This is a genomic window from Dyadobacter tibetensis Y620-1 (genome assembly GCF_000566685.1).
GTDB lineage: Bacteria > Bacteroidota > Bacteroidia > Cytophagales > Spirosomataceae > Dyadobacter > Dyadobacter tibetensis.
The window spans coordinates 997,714-1,015,912 of the sequence record NZ_AZQN01000003.1 but is presented as its reverse complement, the minus strand read 5'-3'; the positions used below and the strand labels follow the sequence as shown (position 1 = coordinate 1,015,912).

Here is an 18,199-nt window from a genome sequence, read left to right as displayed (position 1 = left end):
GAGTTAGAGTAGTTTTATTCCTAAATTTTTATACTTCTCAAACAGAACCATATCGCCTATCTGATCGGTCACGATGCTGTGAAGCTCGTCGGCCGGACAGATATAATAGGACTCTGCCGTGTCCATTTTCTCCGTGGACGACAGGGCGACAACTTTTTTGGACACCTGAACCATCGCCGCCTTCACTTGACTTTCCTCGAAATCGGGACCCGTTACACCGTAATCACGATGAATACTGCAGATCCCTAAAAAGCAGATATCCGGACGGAACTTCCGGAAGAAATCAATGGTATCCGCTCCTACGGTAACGAAGGAGCTCTTCATCAGTTGCCCGCCAGCAAAAAGTACCTCTACCCCTTGGTGCTCTTCGAGCACTGAGGCGATGGGAAAACTGTTGGTAATGACCGTTAAACTGATATCCGCAGGTAATAAAGTAGCCAGCAGCAAGGTAGAGGTTCCCCCATCAAGTATTATTACCTGTCCATCTTTGAGTAGCCCTACTGCTTTTTGAGCAATCAGCTTTTTTTGCTCATTACCATAGGTCATTCTATCTTTAAACTGGTGTGGTACCGGGGAAGGAGGTACCGCTCCGCCACGCACAGCCTGCAAGAGACCTTGATCAGAAAGGGCCTTGATATCTCTTCTTACTGTATCCTCGGAGACACCGAGCAGGGCGCTCAGTTCGGTGAGCAGCACCCGATTGTTCTGACCCAGCTGATCGAGGATGACTTGAAATCGTTCTTGTTTTAACATATCAGGAAAATAACCGGCCGGCACAGTGCAAGGAAATGCCCTCCGACCAATAGGCATCGTAGTTCCGAAGTAATCTTAAATTCAAAATTATGGATTTATTTTGGGAGGAGGTAGAAATGTTTTTTAAATGTCTAAAAAAGAGGCATTCCGCAACCTGCCTCCAATGCCCACATCAAAGACAATTGCTCAGCCCATATATAGCTGCTTTGCAAACAGCATATAAAAAAAACTAGCAAGATATTACCATCATATACCAGCCGCACTCTTTATCCAGCGCAGATAAAGTCAATTTATTTTTCCAAAGGATACCATATTATCCGAAAAAGGCCGGTTTATTGCGAGAGAAAAAGGATCAGATCCGCCCCAAGTTGCAATATTTTGCAAATTATAGTCAATGAATTAAATTTATTTGCATAATATTGCATTATTAATCATCATTATCAGTTTATTGATATGAAAAAAAGCATCGCCATCGACATGGACAACGTTTTGGTCGATATAGAACTTAACTGGATCAATTGGTATGAAAAGGCATTTGGACTGCGGGTAGAAAGAGAGGCTATGAGAGGTATCCCTGAAGATGCCGCCTTCCCCGATCCTATAGCTGCCAGAAGTCTGCTATACCAGCCGGGCTTCTTCCTCAACGCCCCTATTATTGAAGGTGCCGCAGAGGCCTTGCAGAGTTTGAAGGAGCATTATGACCTATATATTGTCTCGGCTGCCATGGAGTTCCCTAATTCTCTGATCGAAAAACATGATTGGCTGGCCAGATATCTGCCCTTTATTTCCTGGAGAAATATCGTACTCTGTGGGGATAAAAGTATTATCGGCACCGATATTCTGATCGATGACCATACCAAAAACCTCGATCCGTTTAAGGGAGAAACTATATTATTTACGGCTGGTCATAACATAAATGTGGAGCGTCACACCCGGGTCAATAATTGGGCTGAAGCGTTGGATTTGCTACTCGTAGAAGAGCGCCTTGCACCATAAAGATATTAGGATAAATGGCCATACCCACTGCCGGCATGGCCATTTACCCTATTTTTCTGCTACCCGTTCTTTCAGCTGCAACAGTTCATCCCTAAGGCGGGCTGCTTCCAGAAAATCCATATCCTTGGCAGCGAGTTCCATTTTACGTTGGGTTTCCGCTATGAGTTTTTTAAGCTCGTCTTTGCCCATAAATTGTACAACAGGATCGGCCACAACCTTGAGCTCCTGAGGTTCTACATAAATTTTCCGCACCTTCGAATCGGCGACTGAAGTCTGTTCCATTATAGCCTCTTTCGATTTCAAGATCGTAGTAGGCGTAATACCGTGCAAAGTATTATATTCTATCTGGGCACTGCGGCGACGGTTGGTTTCATCAATGGCCTGGCTCATGGAACCTGTCATTACATCGGCATACATCAACACCTTTCCGTTCTGGTTCCGGGCCGCCCTACCAATAGTCTGAATCATAGATCGTGAATCTCTTAGGAATCCTTCCTTATCGGCATCCATAATGGCGACCAACGAAACTTCGGGTAAGTCCAGCCCCTCTCGGAGCAAGTTGACCCCCACCAATACATCGAATACACCCAGTCGCAACTCCCGTAGAATCTCTACCCGGTCCAGTGTTTTGACCTCGGAGTGGATATAACGACATTTTATACCAACCTTATCCAGATATTTACTTAGTTCCTCTGCCATCCGTTTGGTGAGCGTAGTAATCAGCACCCGCTCCTCTACCTTAATCCGCTCGGTAATTTCCTCCAGCAGGTCATCGATCTGGTTTAGGCTAGGCCGCACCTCGATAATGGGGTCCAACAGTCCGGTGGGGCGTATGATCTGCTCTACCACCACCCCTTCCGATCTTCTTAGCTCATAATCAGCCGGGGTAGCGCTCACGAAAATACTTTGGGATGTAAGCCCTTCAAATTCCTGAAAGGTAAGTGGACGATTATCCATGGCGGAAGGTAGGCGGAAGCCATAATCGACCAAGGATTCTTTTCGGGAACGGTCTCCCCCCCACATGGCCCTAATCTGAGGCATGGTGACATGACTCTCATCGACCACCATCAGAAAGTCATCCGGAAAATAGTCTAGCAGACAGAAGGGCCGCTGTCCAGGACTCCGCCTATCGAAATAGCGGGAATAATTCTCGATACCCGAACAATAACCCAGTTCGCGCATCATCTCGATATCAAATTCGGTTCGCTCTTTAATACGCTCGGCTTCGGCATGACGACCTTGTTCGGTAAAGTACTTGATTTGTCCCACCAAATCGTCTTGAATCTCCTTGATAGACTGCTGAAGCACATCTCTGCCGGTTACGAATAGATTGGCCGGAAATAATGCTACAGCCTTTTCCGAAGAGATTTTTTTTCCAGAATCCGGTTCTATTCGCTGTATTTCTTCTATTTCATCCCCAAAAAAGATGATCCTGTAGGCAAAGTCAGCATACCCAGGAAATATATCTACCGTATCGCCTTTCACTCGAAAAGTACCGCGGGAAAATTCTAGTTCAGTACGGCTGTACAGAATTTCCACCAATCGAAAAAGAAATTGATTCCGGCTGACAATATCCCCCAGCTTTACGCTGACGATACTTTTCTTGTACTCATGTGGGTTACCTGCTCCATAAATGCAGGACACGGAAGCAACCACGAGGACGTCGCGTCGCCCACTCATCAGCGAAGAAACTGAAGCGAGTCTGAGCTTATCGATTTCTTCATTAATCTGCAGGTCTTTTTCTATATAGGTATTACTGCTGGCAATAAATGCTTCAGGCTGATAATAATCGTAATAGCTAATGAAGTATTCTACTGCATTCTCTGGAAAGAATTGCTTGAATTCTCCATAGAGCTGTGCAGCAAGGGTTTTATTATGACTCAACACCAAAGTAGGCCTGTTTACCTGGGCTACCACGTTGGCCACTGTAAAAGTCTTTCCCGACCCGGTTACCCCCAACAAGGTTTGAGCCGGTTCCCCGGCTCTCAATCCTTGTACAAGTTGCTTTATCGCTTCAGGCTGATCGCCTGTCGGCACATATTCTGAAATCAGTTTAAAATCCATAAAAGGGCTTCGTTTAATGTTTAAGCTAACAGCATAACTCCCTTTCCGGTTTCCTTATGACGCAGACCTGGTCCTTATCCTACCATGGTCGATTGCGCATTTTCTACAGCTTTCCGTTCCTTCCAATGCTGCCATTTAAGGCCCAGAAGTGAAGTCATACCACGATCTACAAAGGTATGCCTTACCAAATTCATGCCACCTTGTAGAGCCGTAAATACTGAATTATTGGCACGTAATGCAAGACTGAAACCACCGTCAACATATTTAATATGATGCCACCATAAAGAAGGAATAAAAATGGTTTCTCCATGACCTAAAATGGTTTCATGGCCCACTGCATCCTTCAGTGCCGGGAAACGCTCGTAATCAGGATTCAATGGGTCCACCTTGCTCATTACTGTAAATGGATGGTGATATAGCTTTTTACTTTCTTCAGGAGAAAATAAAATAACCTGTTTGCGGGTCTGGAACTGCGTCAGGAAAACATTAGAGCAATCCATATCATAATGCAAACTGGTGATGGCGTCCTGTCCACCAAAAAAGACGAACTTATAGGATTTGAGGAACCCATCCATAATCGTCGGAAAACGAATATCATCGGCAAGCTCAGGCACTTTCTTGAAAATATCAAATAAGAAGATACGCAAATCGGTAGGCCCTTTTTCAATCATTGAAAGGTATTCTCCAAACTTCATAGTCTTAGCAATCTGAAAATACTTATCTGCATCATGCATATGCTTGTCGACCAAGGGAACATCTAAATCTCCATGGTTCTCACGAAGCCAGTCGAAGGTCCATTTCTGCACGGCCGGCCAGTCCTTAGCCAAATCCGTAAATACGACGGGCTTACTGGGCTTTAGGTAATTTTCAATAAATTCCTCGCGTGTTAGGCCACTACGCTTCTCTATTTGCAATAATTCCATAATAGAAACTAAAAATTTAATACGTTGTACTTTGAATCAAAACATCGGTATTCGACTTTATTGCCTTATCCGAATAAGACAATCTAAATCAAAGTTGCCCCTATCAACAAACGAATGATGATATTTAGTTCTTACTCAGCGTGCAATTTCTGATTCAGTACGTAAAAGTAATTAAGAGATTCCAGATGTGACAGTCTTAGGTTGTATAATATTAAGTATCCGGTTTGCTATTTCCCTAAATAATGAGCAATATCATCATTATGGACTATTTCATATCTTTCACTAAGCCTTAATTTTACTAATATTAAGACCAAAACTCGTTCCGGCAGCTGACCGAGGCCATATTCGGTAAATGGCCGAATGAATAATATTCGCAACAAAAACATTACCAGCTATGATTAACTACCATGAGCGACGATTTACACCTTTATCTAATTCTGAAAATGGCGAATTAGAAGCGGACACTATTTTCGTATATAGACAAACAGATAACATTGTCACCTGTACCTACAAGGGAAAGCATGTACGGCATGGTCAATTACTTGCACTGGTTTTGGATGATGGATCCCTAGAGATGCGTTACCAGCAAATTAATTTCGAGGGAGCGTTACGGACGGGTATATGTCATTCCACTCCTGAACTACTACCCGATGGCCGAATACGTTTATATGAGCGCTGGCAGTGGACCAGTGGGGACCGAAGCTCGGGAAGCTCGGTCTTAGAGGAGATACCGAAATAATATAACTTAAGTAAAATCTGAATTGACCGACCTACTAGAAGATCACCCTGGCCATTTCCTGTCAGAAACCTCTGTTTGGAAATAGCCAGGGGAGAAACCAATTGCATCTGGGAATTCCGGCCTATCTCCTTATCTTTCAAGAATTTCCTTGAGATTAGCCAGTCCCTGATCAAAATCTTTCCCTATAGAATTCTCAATATCCATAAAGGGCATCATTACATTCATAGGAATAGGCATGCTGCCTTCGAAACCCCAGGTTACCTTGGTTTGAGCGGAATCCAGGGCCATTGTCTCCAAATAAGCTTGAGAAACGGATTCGAAGGGCTCTTGAAAGCGAAGTTCATAATCTATTCTTACCCCCTCCTTCATACTTACTATTTCCTGCTCACCTGCTCCTACATCTTTCTCGTCGCTTCTCCATCGGTACACCCTTCCTACCTGGCCTTCGTCGCCCCTATACTCTTTGAACATATTGGGATCCATTTTGGACCATACGCTCCACTTTTCCTGATTTTCGAGGGATCGAAGATATTCATAAACAGCGTCCCTGGGTTGATTCACCACAATGCTTCTGGTGACTTCGTAATCTTTGGGCATTACAAGCCCGGCTACCACCACGGCCGCAATCAATCCAAAAATCACTAGAATGACAGTTTTCATAGTCCATTTTGATTTAGGTGTGTATTTATATTTTAATCTAATCTCATCCTGTAGATCAAATTGATTCTCGAGCTGCATTCCGGCTTTTTCTAATACTCTGATCGATGCTAAATTTCGATTATCTACAAATGCTATTACGGAAGCAACAGGAACATTGGCCAGGGCCAGATGCAGGAGTTCTCTGGCCAACAAGGTGGCCAGCCCCTTTCCCCAGTAGTCCCATATCAGGCGATATCCAATCTCGGCACTGTCTTCATAGGCTTCCAATTTAGCAGAACCAATCAATTCAGCATTCGACTTCAGACTTACGAAGTATCTTCCAAAAATGGGGTGATCCTGCGAAGATTCTACAAACTCTTTCAACATGCGATCCGACTCCTCCCTGGACAAGGCCTTGCCAGTGATATACTGCATGACGCGCTCATCGGTGCATAATGCATGGTATTTTTGCCCATCTTCCAGAGTCATTTTAGAAAGTCTGAAATGGGTCGTTTCCAAAACAACCTTCATATAAATTGCCTCGTGGGGCTTAGTAATGCTGTCCACCTAGGGTACCTAGCGGACATAAAATACACAAGTAATCTAGAAAAATTTAAACATTAATACAAAAACCTTAACAAAAATAATGTTAACACTCATTAACAATGCATAAAATTTGGCTTTTTCGCTCTTATTCTTATATTTGTTAGAATGCGATAATGTATTACTATTCCATTACAATAATATTAACGCATCTTGTTTAGGTTATAAAAGTATGAATTTTTCAATGCCTTGGCCACTCTTAACCCTATGACAAAAAGATTATTCATATTGTTTTTAAGTTTGTTGTCTTTTCTAGCAACAGCTTCCTTATCCTTTCAGGGCGAGGCTATAAAGACAATGGGGGGGATCGATGCCAGGGAAAAACAAGCGACTGAAGCAATAGAATTTGACCATACTTACGATGACAATAATGCAATATTACAAGCAGATGTTTCGGAGTGGAGAGAAAATCTCAACGAACTACTAAGGCATAGAGGTACCTCCTTCCGTTTTATCGGCATCGAACAACTAGCGGTTAACGCCCTTTACTTTGGCTATGCTGGTCCGGGGAACATTGTGGCACTAGGTCGCCAAATCTACGGATACCGGTCAAGTATTTTATCCGATTATTACTGCTTCTTACATCGACTCTGTCCATTCTGACAGGTTCATCTACCAAAATGAATGCTCGGTAAAGGTTTTCGCCCTTTACAATTTCCTATTTTTAATTCCCTTAATTGGCACCTTTCATCGATGGGCCGATCGATACATTATCGACCGTCTGCATTGGAGGTAACGTGCCCGCTACCCAATTTTATCACTACATTTAAAATGAAAAAAATTATCTGGCCTACCCTGATGTTGGCCCTCACGGCATTTTTATCGGCATGTTCTACACAGAGCGAGACAGTTTCCGACAATAAGGACACGGTATTAACCATCCCTGTAGCTCGGTTGTTCCCCCAGCAGACAGAGCTTCACCGGGAATATGTTGGGTCTATCCATGCCCTCAAAAATGTTGAAATTTATGCCCGGGTAAAAGGATACCTAGAAGAAGTATATGTAGATGAAGGGAAACCAGTAAAAAAGGGGCAAGTACTTTTCCGTATCAATAATGAAGAATATTCTGCCGAACTAGCCAAGGCAAAAGCTAACCAGCAAAGCGCCATGGCTCAGGCGAAAGCTGCAGAACTAGAAGTCAAACGGGTAAAGTTGCTCGTGGATAAAGATATTATTTCCAAAACGGAGCTTGAAGTGGCTCAGGCTAATTATTCGGCAGTGAAAGCCAAAATAGAAGAAGCAAATTCTGCCGTCACCAATGCGAGCATTCAATTAGCGCATACCCGGATTCGTGCTCCTTTCAACGGAGTGATCAACAGAATCCCTCTGAAAATTGGTAGTCTTATTAACGAAGGAACCCTGCTTACTTCTATTTCGGACAATACCAATGTAAACGTCTATTTTAATGTCTCTGAGAATGAGTATTTGGAATATGTAAAAGCTCGACGTGAAACAGAGCAAAATGAGAACCTGATTGATCTGGAGCTAGCCGATGGGACCTACTTCCCTGAAAAAGGAAAAATAGAAACCATGGAAGGTCAATTTGATGAGAGTACAGGATCCATTGCCTTTCGGGCACGCTTTGCCAATCCCCAGGGCATACTCAAACATGGTTCGACAGGAACGGTACGTCTTACCAATATGGTAGACGAAGTGTTGCTGGTACCCCAAAAGGCAGTCTTCGATATTCAGGATAAAAGTTTTGTCTATTTGGTAGGAGAAGACAATACCGTAAAATCCAAGATATTCGAGCCTAAGCTAAGAATCGGGGACTATTATATCGTCAAATCGGGATTGGAAACGGGAGACCGCATCGTTTACGAAGGCATCCAGGTGCTAAAAGATGGAATGACTATCAAACCCAAGTTGATTTCCCTTCAGGGCAAGCAGGTGAAGAAAAAAGATAGCAAGACCATCACTTCTTTATAAGCCAGATTAATAGATCCTACTACCTTTCTAAAGCGCAGTCATGTTTCAAAAATTTATAGAGCGACCGGTACTCTCACTGGTCATCTCAATATTCATTACTTTACTTGGAATACTGGCCTTTTTTGGCCTTCCTGTTTCTCAGTTCCCCGATATTGTCCCCCCCTCCGTAGTGGTAACGGCTACCTATACGGGAGCCAACGCCGAAGTTTGTGTCGATGCCGTGGCAGTTCCCCTGGAAAGGGCGATTAACGGGGTTCCCGGTATGACTTATATGTCAACTGTTTCGGGTAACGATGGGGTAACCACCATTACCATTTCCTTTAACGTGGGCATAGACCCTGACCTAGCCGCAGTAAACGTCCAGAACCGAGTCCAGACCGTTATCGATGAGCTACCCGAAGAGGTTATCAAGGCCGGAGTCACTACAGAAAAAGAAGTAAACAGTATGCTGATGTATCTGGACATTATGAGTTCCGATACGGCAGTAGCTGAAGACTTTGTTTACAATTTCGCCGATATCAATATCCTAAAGGAGTTGAAAAGAATTGATGGGGTGGGTAGAGCAGTAATCATGGGTAGTCGTGATTACTCCATGCGGATTTGGTTAAAGCCCGATCGTATGAGCAGTTATAATGTCTCGGCCAATGACGTGGTGGCCGCCATTCGTCAGCAAAGTGTTGTTGCTGCCCCTGGGAAAACCGGAATTAGCTCAGGAAAAGATGTTCAGATGCTTCAGTATGTATTAAAATATACTGGAAAGCTCTTTGAACCCGAGCAGTATGAAAATATCGTTTTAAGAGCTAACCCTGATGGGTCCATGCTCAAGTTAAGGGATGTAGCCGAAGTAGAATTTGGCTCTCTGGAATATGATATGACTTCCATGTCCAATGGAAAACCCTCTGCTTCTATCATGCTTAAGCAGCGGCCGGGTTCTAATGCCCAGGAGGTTATCGAGAATGTAAAAAAGCGGGTAGCGGAACTAAAGGAGACTTCGTTCCCTGCCGGAATGGACTATGCTATTTCCTATGACGTTTCCCGTTTCCTTGATGCTTCCATAGACGAAGTAGTCCGTACCTTGATCGAGGCCTTCATTCTGGTAATCATCATCGTATTTATTTTCCTTCAGGATTTCCGATCTACGGTTATTCCTGCATTGGCCGTACCGGTAGCCCTGGTAGGAACCTTCGCCTTTATGCAGCTATTCGGCTTTTCCATTAACCTACTAACCTTATTTGCACTGGTACTCGCCATCGGTATTGTCGTCGACAATGCCATTGTCGTAGTGGAAGCGGTACACGCTAAAATGGCTGAGAAACATCTGGATGCCCGGGAGGCAACCATAGAGTCGATGAAGGAAATGAGTGGGGCTATTATTGCTATTACTCTGGTAATGTCCGCCGTGTTTGTTCCAGTGGCATTTATGTCTGGACCAGTTGGTATATTCTACCGCCAGTTTTCTATTACTTTAGCTATATCCATCGTAATCTCGGGTATCAATGCCCTAACCCTAACGCCAGCCCTTTGCGCATTGATGCTCAAAAATACCCATGGACAGCCCTCGAAAAACACGCCTTTAGATCGATTCTTCAGGGGGTTCAATAATGGATATGAAGCCGTATCAGGGAAATATCGGAAATTACTCTCCCTCATTATCAATCGCCGGGTAATTACGGTAGGACTCTTAATTGCGTTCTGTATTGGCACCTATGGCATTAATACTATTCTCCCTACCGGATTTATACCTACTGAAGATCAGGGCGTATTAAATGTAAATGTGACGACCCCTCCGGGTGCTACGGTAGAGCGGACTGAAAAAGTATTAAATGAAATTCAGAAAGTCGCTGAAACTCTGGGCCCTGTGGAGTCGGTATCGACCCTGTCGGGCTATAGTTTAATGACAGAATCGGCTGGAGCGTCCTATGGTATGGCCATGATTAACCTGAAGCCCTGGCATGACCGGACAGAGTCGGTCAAGGATGTCATTGTAGAGATGCAACGGCTTACCCGCCATATTACCGATGCCGAAATTCAATATTTCCCTCCTCCTACCGTGCCTGGGTTTGGTAACTCCAGCGGTTTCGAACTTCGGGTTCAGGATCGTACGGGAAGTGATGATCTGCAAAAAACGGCTGAGATCACCAACCAGTTCGTCAAAGAGCTCGCCGCAGCTCCGGAGATTGCCTCGGCCTTTAGTAGTTTCGATGCCAGTTTCCCGCAATATCTCATCCATGTCGATCCCGATATTGCCGCCAAGAAAGGGGTGTCAGTGGATGAGGCCATGAGCACACTACAAACGCTTGTCGGTAGTTTATACGCGTCCAACTTTATACGCTTTGGGCAGATGTACAAGGTAATGGTACAAGCCGATCCTCAGTACCGGAAAAATCCTGAAGATATTCTAAAGCTCTATGTAAAGAATAACCGGGGAGATATGGTACCCTACTCCACCTTTATCAAAATGGAAAGGGTGTACGGACCAGAACTTCTTACCAGATACAATATGTACACCTCGGCTATGATCAACGGGGATGCTGCTCCCGGATATAGTAGTGGAGATGCCATTAAAGCCGTGGAACGGGTCGCAGCTACGAGCCTACCCAAAGGTTTTACCTACGACTGGTCGGGGATGACCCGCGAAGAGATTCTATCGGGTAATCAGGCTATTTTCATCTTTGGAATCTGTCTGCTTTTTGTATACCTACTTCTTGCGGCTCAGTATGAAAGCTTCTTGCTTCCCTTACCAGTTATACTTTCCCTACCGACAGGAATTTTCGGAGCCTTCCTTTCACTTAAATTATTAGGATTGGAGAACAATATCTATGCCCAGGTTTCTCTGGTGATGCTGATTGGTCTGCTCGGAAAGAATGCTATTCTAATTGTAGAATATGCCATCATACGTCAGAAAGAGGGACGATCGGTGGTGGACGCTGCGCTGGAAGGGGCCACAGAACGACTCCGACCTATTTTGATGACTTCCTTCGCTTTTATAGCAGGACTTATCCCGCTGGTTATGGCCTCTGGAGCTGGAGCTATCGGTAACAGATCCATTGGTACTGCCGCCGCCGGGGGCATGCTGATTGGAACCCTGTTTGGCGTCGTGATTATTCCTGGTCTTTATGTGCTATTCGCCAGCTTTGGCACCAAATCGCAGCCCACGCCTCAGGCTAATACTGAGCCAGAATATCTGGCTGACAGCAAAGAAATATAACTTATGTTTCCGCCGGTATCCCAGCCGGCGGAAAATACCCATACGATTTTTATTTATCATGAAGTTAAAAAATACCCTTGCCCCTCTCGTTCTTATGGCGACCCTTTCAGGAGGGCTGACGAGTTGTAAACTAACCGAACCTATTTTACACCAAAAAGCCATGAAAACGCCTGAAGCATTCCAGGCATTTTCCGATTCAACAGGAATAGGCGACCTGAAATGGGATTCCTTATTCAGAGATAAAAAGCTGCTAGCCCTAATCGACACGGCCCTGAGTAATAATCTGGAACTTCAAAGGGCAGTGCAACGAATAGAAATGGCCCGTACCGATGTGCTCCTCCGCAGAGGAGCCCTGTTCCCTACTGTACAGGGAGAGGTGTCGGCAGGGGCCCGAAAATTCGGTAATTATACCATGGATGGAGTTGGAAATTATGATACCAACTTCTCCCCTAATCTTGATGATGATCGTCTGCTCCCCGAGCCAGTATTACCCGATTATTTTTTAGGACTTAAAAGTAGCTGGGAAGTAGATATATGGGGCAAACTCAAAACGCAACGGAAGAGTGCATATTACCGCTTGTTAGCCACTGAAAAAGCGCAGCAGACCATTACCACCGAGCTCGTTGCCGAGGTGGCAAGGCTCTACTATGATTTAGTTTTTCTGGACACAGAGTTGGATATTATACGGAAAAATATCCGTCTACAGGAAACGGCTGTCGAAACCATCAATATTCAGAAAGAAGGTGGCCGGGCTAATGAACTTGGAGTAAGACAATTTATGGCACAATTGCTTAATACCAAGAGCCTGGAGGTACAGTTTCTTCAAGAGATCAACCAAACAGAAAATCGCCTGAACGTACTGTTGGGCCGTTTTCCTCAAAAGATTAATAGAAGTACTAGTCTGGAACAAACAATACCACTTCAGGCCAGTGCAGGAATTCCTGCCACCATGCTTGCCCGAAGACCGGATGTTCAGGAGTCCTTATTAATGCTTTCAGCCTACTACGCTGACCAGCAGGCTGCTCAGCTTTCCTTGTTGCCATCTTTGAATATCACGGCCATGCTGGGTTTCAATGCATTTAAAAGTAAGTTATTATTCTCACCAGGATCCCTGGCATATGGGGCAGCAGGAGGACTCGCTGCGCCACTTATCAATCGTACCGCTTTAAAAGCAGGACTAAAAAGATCTGAAGCCCAGAGCCGGGAAGCTCTTTTAGCTTATAACCAGGTCATCTTACAGAGCTTTCAGGAAGTGAGTACCAACCTTAAAAGAATCGAATATACCCAGCGTATAACAGACTTTAAAAAACAGGAGGTGGAGGTTCTTCAACAAGCCGTGGCTACCTCACAGGATCTGTTTCTAGGCGGATATGCTACGTATTTGGAAATCATAATGGCCCAAAAAAGTGTAATTGAAGCCGAACTTACCCTGGCAGACATTCAAAAGCAACAATACCTGGCCCTTATAGACCTGTTTCGGTCCCTGGGTGGAGGATGGGAATAAAAGATATGGATCATTCAAAACTAAATAGATCCGCAATACTTAACGCCTGCATAATTTTTTATAGAAAGTGATTTATGACTGCCAGTTGGACCAATTCTTCTGCGGTCATTCTCAAACCAGACAAAGGCTCGTTCAACGATCCACCTTGTATGAGTTTATATTCCTTTTCAGATATATCTGTCCTTAATACAACTTGAATAATATTGCCGAAGCTCTTTTATAACTTCGGCAATTATTTTGCCTCGATAACCTTTATCAGCTAATATAACTCTGACTTCACCAAGCATTGATTGTGGAAGCCATCCCTTACCTTCCGTGTTATATCTCCAAGTATAGACCACGGCCAACCTATAGGTAGCTCAAATATTTTGTTGTCTTTACTGGTCTTATATTTTTTCCAATAACTTTATATTTAAAAATTCATGAGCTTCAGTGATTTTGCAGGAAAAATCAGGTCCTAATAACTCTAGCATATCACCTAAAAAATCTGGATCTGATATCTTCTTTCCCTGTTTTCTATGAATTCTATTTGCGACACACTGTTATCTTCTTGCTTCATATAGAATTTCCAAGCTTCACCAATTCTAGTTGAATCAACGTCAGACTGCGTAATGGCAAATCACATATCAAATAAGTCTCTTCCTTTTCGGCTCTGGTACAGGGCATGCATTTGAGTTCCTAACAACTCGGCTAATTCATAGGTAGGTATAAAACTTCACTCGTATACCATTCCGATTGCAAATCTTGATTTACATCCTAAATACCCAAAATAGTATGGTGTTCCCGGCCATTAACCTCAACCTTTAATCTCAATGGAACTCCGCCTTCTGAATCAATGCGGTATACCAATGTATTGTTATGTTGTTTCTGTTTACGAATCGGTTTGACGCCCAGAAACGATAACACCTCTCGAAGTCTATCCATAATTGGTCCCAATGGCTCTGCGGTAATTTGCACTTAATCGATGTCCTCAGAATATCTTGCGGCTGGTGCCAAGTATAATTTGTGTAATGCAGTTGAAGCGCAGTAATAGGAGAATACCGTTTTGCTAGGTCCAGCATTTTATGAGCATCTATGCTCTCGCAGAGTTCTTCTAGCACTGTTGCAACTCTGTTAAGACCACCCGCTTTTTCAAAATAATTCACCAAATCTAAAGCGGGTAACTCCGGAGAGGATACATTATATAACCCGTACCAACCATTTTTTGAACTATATCACTATTTGCCCATTCCTTCTTTATGAAGAAATTTATTTTCAAGTTATCAATGTCAATATTTCTTAAGGTTGATTTCATTGTAATTACCGAGAAGACTGGGGATGTTGGTGTGCGGCTCCATAATAAGCGGCTGCATTTAACAGACTTACGTAATAATCTTACTTTAAAAATTTCATCAGCTTTGAAACAAATAAGGAGGGTGGAAGGATGCCTTTCTTCCTTTGATTTAGACTTCTATAGTTTTTTGCCACAATATGGAAGATTGTGGGTAATCGAATATGAGTTGGGCTATATTTAATTAGATTCATATCCTCACTTCAGTTTAAATAGCATCCTATAATTTGTTTTATCAAATTTCTATTGTTGGAAATTGTGGAAGAACATAACGCCCAAGCTCTTCAACAACCTGCTGTGCGGGACGATGACTGTATTTCAGGCTTAACATCACATGGTTCACGCCAATCTTTTCCAGGACTTCAAGCAGCTTAATCAACTGATTTCTTCCCAGTCGGTAACCCAAATGGATTGGCTGTATTTGAGCATCAGGATCTTTGAGCAGATCAATGTAAAGAGACTGACTAAATGGTTTAAAGACACCTCCGCAATGTTTTCGAACCTCATTATGCCAGTTTTCGATTACAATTTGTTGTTGGTGTGGTGCGCGGGGGTAACTGATCCAGCCATGACCATGCTCGGCAATCCATTCTTGTGACTGCTGACTTCCGCCTGTAATCAATAAAGGAATTTCCTCTGCTACTGGTTTGGGCACCATATCAGCGCCTGAAAGAATTCCCCCACTCCATTTCAATGGTTCATAACTTGTTTTTTGAAGCTGCCGGAATACTTCAATATACTCACGGAATATTTCTCCGCGTCGATCTGATTCCACTCCAAATGCCGGAAATTCTACTGGTCGGTCTCCTGAGGCCACACCCAGCAACAAACGTCCAGAACTGAGTTGGTCTATGCTTGTCGCTGATTTTGCAAGATGCAAAGGATTACGGATAGGCACAACGATAGCGGCTGTACCCAAGGCAATATGGGAAGTTCGTGCTGCGAGGTAGCCCAGATAGACCCAGGGATCAAAAATCTGACCCAGATCGCCAAAATTTGGATCACGAAGAGGCACATCACGTATCCACAGTGCAGCGAAACCAGCAGTTTCGGCTTGTTGAGCTATTTCTATATGTCCAAGCATCGTTGGGGCATCTCCTGAATAGGCCTCAATCGGGTAAAAAAGGCCTAGTGTTAACTTGTTCATCGCATAAGTTCGGGCAAAGCCGGGCTGCGATCTATAAGGTATTTTCGATGGAGTAAGCATAATATAGTTAGAAAAATGCGGCAAAGCCAAGCCGCTTTGTTTAATAATTTTAAATGAAAAAAGTCCGGTTGTAGCTGGTAAGTCGTGATTCTGGGAATCGGACATTGTAATTATCCTTCGACCAATTCCCATTTCAACCGAAAATGTGCAGAGTAATTCCTTTGGGTAAGCTTCTAATCCCTGATCCAGGATATGTAAATAAAATCTCTACATGAGTTATATCAGTACAGAGCTTGGCAGCTCCGGGCAAAAGAATACGCAGTGTTAGATAAGTTTGCATTTACTGTCATGCGGTTCGTCCATTAAAACTTAATAGTTCAGACTAGTAAAATATATGCTGCCCTTCCAGTCACTTTCTTTTGATTCCAAATCTATAAAGCGATGGTCTACGGTAAGCATTGACTTCAAGTGATTATCGGTAATTGATATACGTGTACAAAGTGCAACTACGTGCATAGCATTTAAAAAATGTGTCTCGTTTTGCTGTAAAGCCTTCCGTTACTCTTATCTTTTAATGCCTTCAATTCCCTGAAAGCATGGCGTCATTATATTCTGTAACGAATATTCCTTCATTGGGACCTGGGTTATTGCGGAATGTTTTAACACGTTCAACTAATATCTCCTCATTATCTGCTGCAAGCAGTTCAAATACTTCATTTATAAATTCATCAAATGGCATTGCATTTGGCGCATTGTTACTATTCAGCAAGTCCGTCCGAACCCAGGGAGGTGTGAGTTCTAGAACCTGCACGGAACTATTTTTCAACTGATACCGAAGTGTCAACGTGTAGGAATGAACTGCTGCCTTGGTAGCAGAATATACGGATGCCATACCAAAAGGCACAAATCCCATCCCGGAAGACACATTGATGACCGTGGAGGAATCCTGTTCCTTTAAGTGACCAATTAGCGCAGAGGTCATACGTATCGGACCCGCAAAATTGATTGCCATGCTTGAAATGAGCATTTCTTCATGTATGGTATTTGCGGCATCGTCCAGTTGCATCACACCTGCATTATTAATAAGCACATTGAGCTTTGGATAATCTTTGATTAATTTCTGACTAACTGCTGCAATACTGGCAGGGTCACTTACATCCAATTCAAGGGATTGCATACCCGGATTGGCCAATGTTACCTGATCCAGCTTCGCTTTTCTTCGCCCGGAAATGATAACCTGGTTGCCCAGTCTATGGAATGATTCTGCTAAACCACGGCCGATGCCTGAACCACCGCCAGTGATAAAGATAGTATTTCCTGTTAATTTCATTTTATGATTTAATTAGAGACTGGTAATAAAAATAATTTTAGAATAAAGACTTCATTACCTGAATTAACTCAGGTGACTTCCCCATTTTGGATGCTGATTAACCCGTCGGGTGATATCTTTAAGCACACGTAGCGTACGTTCCAGTTTGTTATAGGCATCTCCGCCTTCGTCCCATCCCGTATAGCCCAGATAACCCTGATATCCCAGTCTGTTGAGCAAGGCCACGATGGCAAAATTATCCATTTCGCCCATGTCAAGAGGTTCGATAGTCCCTACCTGAAAGAAACCCAAAGGTGTACGCCTGCTACCTGAAAGATTGACCTGCTTAAGGTAGGGCATCGCCCTGCGAAGCGTATGGCCAAGACCACTTCCCTCACCCATATACCAGTTGCCACTGCTAAATACTAGGCCCAGGTTTGGATGTGCGATCTTCTCGCAAATGCGAATTGCATCCGTGTGCTTATCTATCCAGTGCGTAATATGGGTATAAAGCAATATCCGGATATTACGGATCTCCGCAATTGCAAGGGCCTGTTTTAACCATGCAGCAACCGGTTTATCTCCGGCCGGATCCGACGGTTTCATTCCGGGTACTACCGATTTTATAGCCAACTCAACTGTGGATCCTTCCATCATAGTTTCAAGCATTTTTAGAATGCCACTATTCCTGATATCACGCTCACCGAGTGACAGATCCAGCACAATATATACCCCAGCCACATCGAGTCCAAAGCGGTCCTTTACCGTTTCTAGCTGCTGAGCTAATGCCCAATTGCGGCCATCCCAAATTGACATATGCATCGCATCGTAGCCAATTTCCTTAATTATTTCACATCGGTCCTCAAAATTATATACGCCCATAGTGCTGTAAAAAGGCATGTCCATTGCATAATATTTTTGGGGTAAATTATTTACCGGAATCGTATCAGTTTGCCCCCCCTCAGAAGAGGCCCGCATTTGTATCTCCATAATAATTGTTATTAAAATTTGTTTTCTAAGAAAGAACCAGATCAGGAGCGATCTTTCGATATGGC

At 43.6% G+C, this 18,199-nt stretch carries 13 protein-coding genes and 1 pseudogene; 6 read left to right on the top strand and 8 right to left on the bottom strand.

What is annotated here, in order from left to right:
• Window positions 1-3 precede the first annotated feature (3 nt).
• Window positions 4-753 carry a DeoR/GlpR family DNA-binding transcription regulator gene (locus X939_RS0111215; RefSeq protein ID WP_025763362.1) on the bottom strand — a complete coding sequence of 250 codons (750 nt, stop codon included), beginning with the start codon at window positions 751-753 and terminating at the stop codon, window positions 4-6.
• 453 nt (window positions 754-1,206) lie between these two features.
• Between X939_RS0111215 and X939_RS0111210 the strand changes: the two genes are divergently transcribed.
• Window positions 1,207-1,749: a 5' nucleotidase, NT5C type gene (locus tag X939_RS0111210; protein ID WP_025763361.1), complete on the top strand. Its 543-nt coding sequence runs from the start codon at window positions 1,207-1,209 to the stop codon at window positions 1,747-1,749.
• Window positions 1,750-1,797: 48 nt separating this feature from the next.
• Here the strand turns inward: X939_RS0111210 and uvrB are convergent, their stop codons facing one another.
• On the bottom strand, window positions 1,798-3,813 hold the full coding sequence (gene uvrB / locus X939_RS0111205) for an excinuclease ABC subunit UvrB (RefSeq protein ID WP_025763360.1): 2,016 nt from the start codon (window positions 3,811-3,813) through the stop codon (window positions 1,798-1,800).
• 74 nt (window positions 3,814-3,887) lie between these two features.
• Entirely contained in the window at window positions 3,888-4,736 is an 849-nt protein-coding gene (locus X939_RS0111200) for a cupin-like domain-containing protein (protein ID WP_025763359.1), read from the bottom strand.
• A gap of 394 nt (window positions 4,737-5,130) precedes the next feature.
• On the opposite strand from X939_RS0111200, the gene X939_RS0111195 reads away from it, so the two are divergent.
• Window positions 5,131-5,475 (top strand): avidin-fold protein, encoded by a 345-nt coding sequence (locus X939_RS0111195; protein ID WP_025763358.1) that lies wholly within the window; start codon window positions 5,131-5,133, stop codon window positions 5,473-5,475.
• Between the two features lie 129 nt (window positions 5,476-5,604).
• Here the strand turns inward: X939_RS0111195 and X939_RS23325 are convergent, their stop codons facing one another.
• Window positions 5,605-6,645 (bottom strand): GNAT family N-acetyltransferase, encoded by a 1,041-nt coding sequence (locus X939_RS23325; protein WP_084299429.1) that lies wholly within the window; start codon window positions 6,643-6,645, stop codon window positions 5,605-5,607.
• Window positions 6,646-6,924: 279 nt separating this feature from the next.
• On the opposite strand from X939_RS23325, the gene X939_RS0111185 reads away from it, so the two are divergent.
• The 4 genes from X939_RS0111185 to X939_RS0111170 all read left to right on the top strand — a co-directional run bounded on the left by X939_RS0111185 (window position 6,925) and on the right by X939_RS0111170 (window position 13,358).
• Window positions 6,925-7,320: a hypothetical protein gene (locus X939_RS0111185; protein WP_025763356.1), complete on the top strand. Its 396-nt coding sequence runs from the start codon at window positions 6,925-6,927 to the stop codon at window positions 7,318-7,320.
• A 168-nt stretch (window positions 7,321-7,488) separates the two neighbouring features.
• Window positions 7,489-8,646, top strand: a complete 1,158-nt coding sequence (locus X939_RS0111180) for an efflux RND transporter periplasmic adaptor subunit (protein WP_025763355.1) — start codon at window positions 7,489-7,491, stop codon at window positions 8,644-8,646.
• Window positions 8,647-8,686: 40 nt separating this feature from the next.
• On the top strand, window positions 8,687-11,854 hold the full coding sequence (locus X939_RS0111175; protein WP_025763354.1) for an efflux RND transporter permease subunit: 3,168 nt from the start codon (window positions 8,687-8,689) through the stop codon (window positions 11,852-11,854).
• Window positions 11,855-11,912: 58 nt separating this feature from the next.
• Window positions 11,913-13,358 (top strand): TolC family protein, encoded by a 1,446-nt coding sequence (locus X939_RS0111170; RefSeq protein ID WP_025763353.1) that lies wholly within the window; start codon window positions 11,913-11,915, stop codon window positions 13,356-13,358.
• 809 nt (window positions 13,359-14,167) lie between these two features.
• On the opposite strand, the pseudogene X939_RS0111165 reads toward X939_RS0111170, so the two are convergent.
• The 4 genes and pseudogenes from X939_RS0111165 to X939_RS0111145 all read right to left on the bottom strand — a co-directional run.
• Window positions 14,168-14,536, bottom strand: a pseudogene (locus X939_RS0111165) (type IV toxin-antitoxin system AbiEi family antitoxin); the annotation flags it as partial.
• 387 nt (window positions 14,537-14,923) lie between these two features.
• On the bottom strand, window positions 14,924-15,895 hold the full coding sequence (locus X939_RS0111155; protein ID WP_025763350.1) for an LLM class oxidoreductase: 972 nt from the start codon (window positions 15,893-15,895) through the stop codon (window positions 14,924-14,926).
• Between the two features lie 520 nt (window positions 15,896-16,415).
• Window positions 16,416-17,165 (bottom strand): SDR family oxidoreductase, encoded by a 750-nt coding sequence (locus tag X939_RS0111150; RefSeq protein ID WP_025763349.1) that lies wholly within the window; start codon window positions 17,163-17,165, stop codon window positions 16,416-16,418.
• A gap of 63 nt (window positions 17,166-17,228) precedes the next feature.
• On the bottom strand, window positions 17,229-18,134 hold the full coding sequence (locus tag X939_RS0111145; RefSeq protein WP_025763348.1) for a sugar phosphate isomerase/epimerase family protein: 906 nt from the start codon (window positions 18,132-18,134) through the stop codon (window positions 17,229-17,231).
• Between the last annotated feature and the right edge of the window lie 65 nt (window positions 18,135-18,199).

What these genes read in the sequence shown, in the direction of transcription:
- X939_RS0111215 (WP_025763362.1), bottom strand. Translation starts at nt 753, where the DNA reads ATGTTAAAACAAGAACGATTTCAAGTCATCCTCGATCAGCTGGGTCAG.
- X939_RS0111170 (WP_025763353.1), top strand. Translation starts at nt 11,913, where the DNA reads ATGAAGTTAAAAAATACCCTTGCCCCTCTCGTTCTTATGGCGACCCTT.
- X939_RS23325 (WP_084299429.1), bottom strand. Translation starts at nt 6,645, where the DNA reads ATGAAGGTTGTTTTGGAAACGACCCATTTCAGACTTTCTAAAATGACT.
- X939_RS0111150 (WP_025763349.1), bottom strand. Translation starts at nt 17,165, where the DNA reads ATGAAATTAACAGGAAATACTATCTTTATCACTGGCGGTGGTTCAGGC.
- uvrB (WP_025763360.1), bottom strand. Translation starts at nt 3,813, where the DNA reads ATGGATTTTAAACTGATTTCAGAATATGTGCCGACAGGCGATCAGCCT.
- X939_RS0111180 (WP_025763355.1), top strand. Translation starts at nt 7,489, where the DNA reads ATGAAAAAAATTATCTGGCCTACCCTGATGTTGGCCCTCACGGCATTT.
- X939_RS0111200 (WP_025763359.1), bottom strand. Translation starts at nt 4,736, where the DNA reads ATGGAATTATTGCAAATAGAGAAGCGTAGTGGCCTAACACGCGAGGAA.
- X939_RS0111155 (WP_025763350.1), bottom strand. Translation starts at nt 15,895, where the DNA reads ATGCTTACTCCATCGAAAATACCTTATAGATCGCAGCCCGGCTTTGCC.
- X939_RS0111185 (WP_025763356.1), top strand. Translation starts at nt 6,925, where the DNA reads ATGACAAAAAGATTATTCATATTGTTTTTAAGTTTGTTGTCTTTTCTA.
- X939_RS0111210 (WP_025763361.1), top strand. Translation starts at nt 1,207, where the DNA reads ATGAAAAAAAGCATCGCCATCGACATGGACAACGTTTTGGTCGATATA.
- X939_RS0111175 (WP_025763354.1), top strand. Translation starts at nt 8,687, where the DNA reads ATGTTTCAAAAATTTATAGAGCGACCGGTACTCTCACTGGTCATCTCA.
- X939_RS0111145 (WP_025763348.1), bottom strand. Translation starts at nt 18,134, where the DNA reads ATGGAGATACAAATGCGGGCCTCTTCTGAGGGGGGGCAAACTGATACG.
- X939_RS0111195 (WP_025763358.1), top strand. Translation starts at nt 5,131, where the DNA reads ATGATTAACTACCATGAGCGACGATTTACACCTTTATCTAATTCTGAA.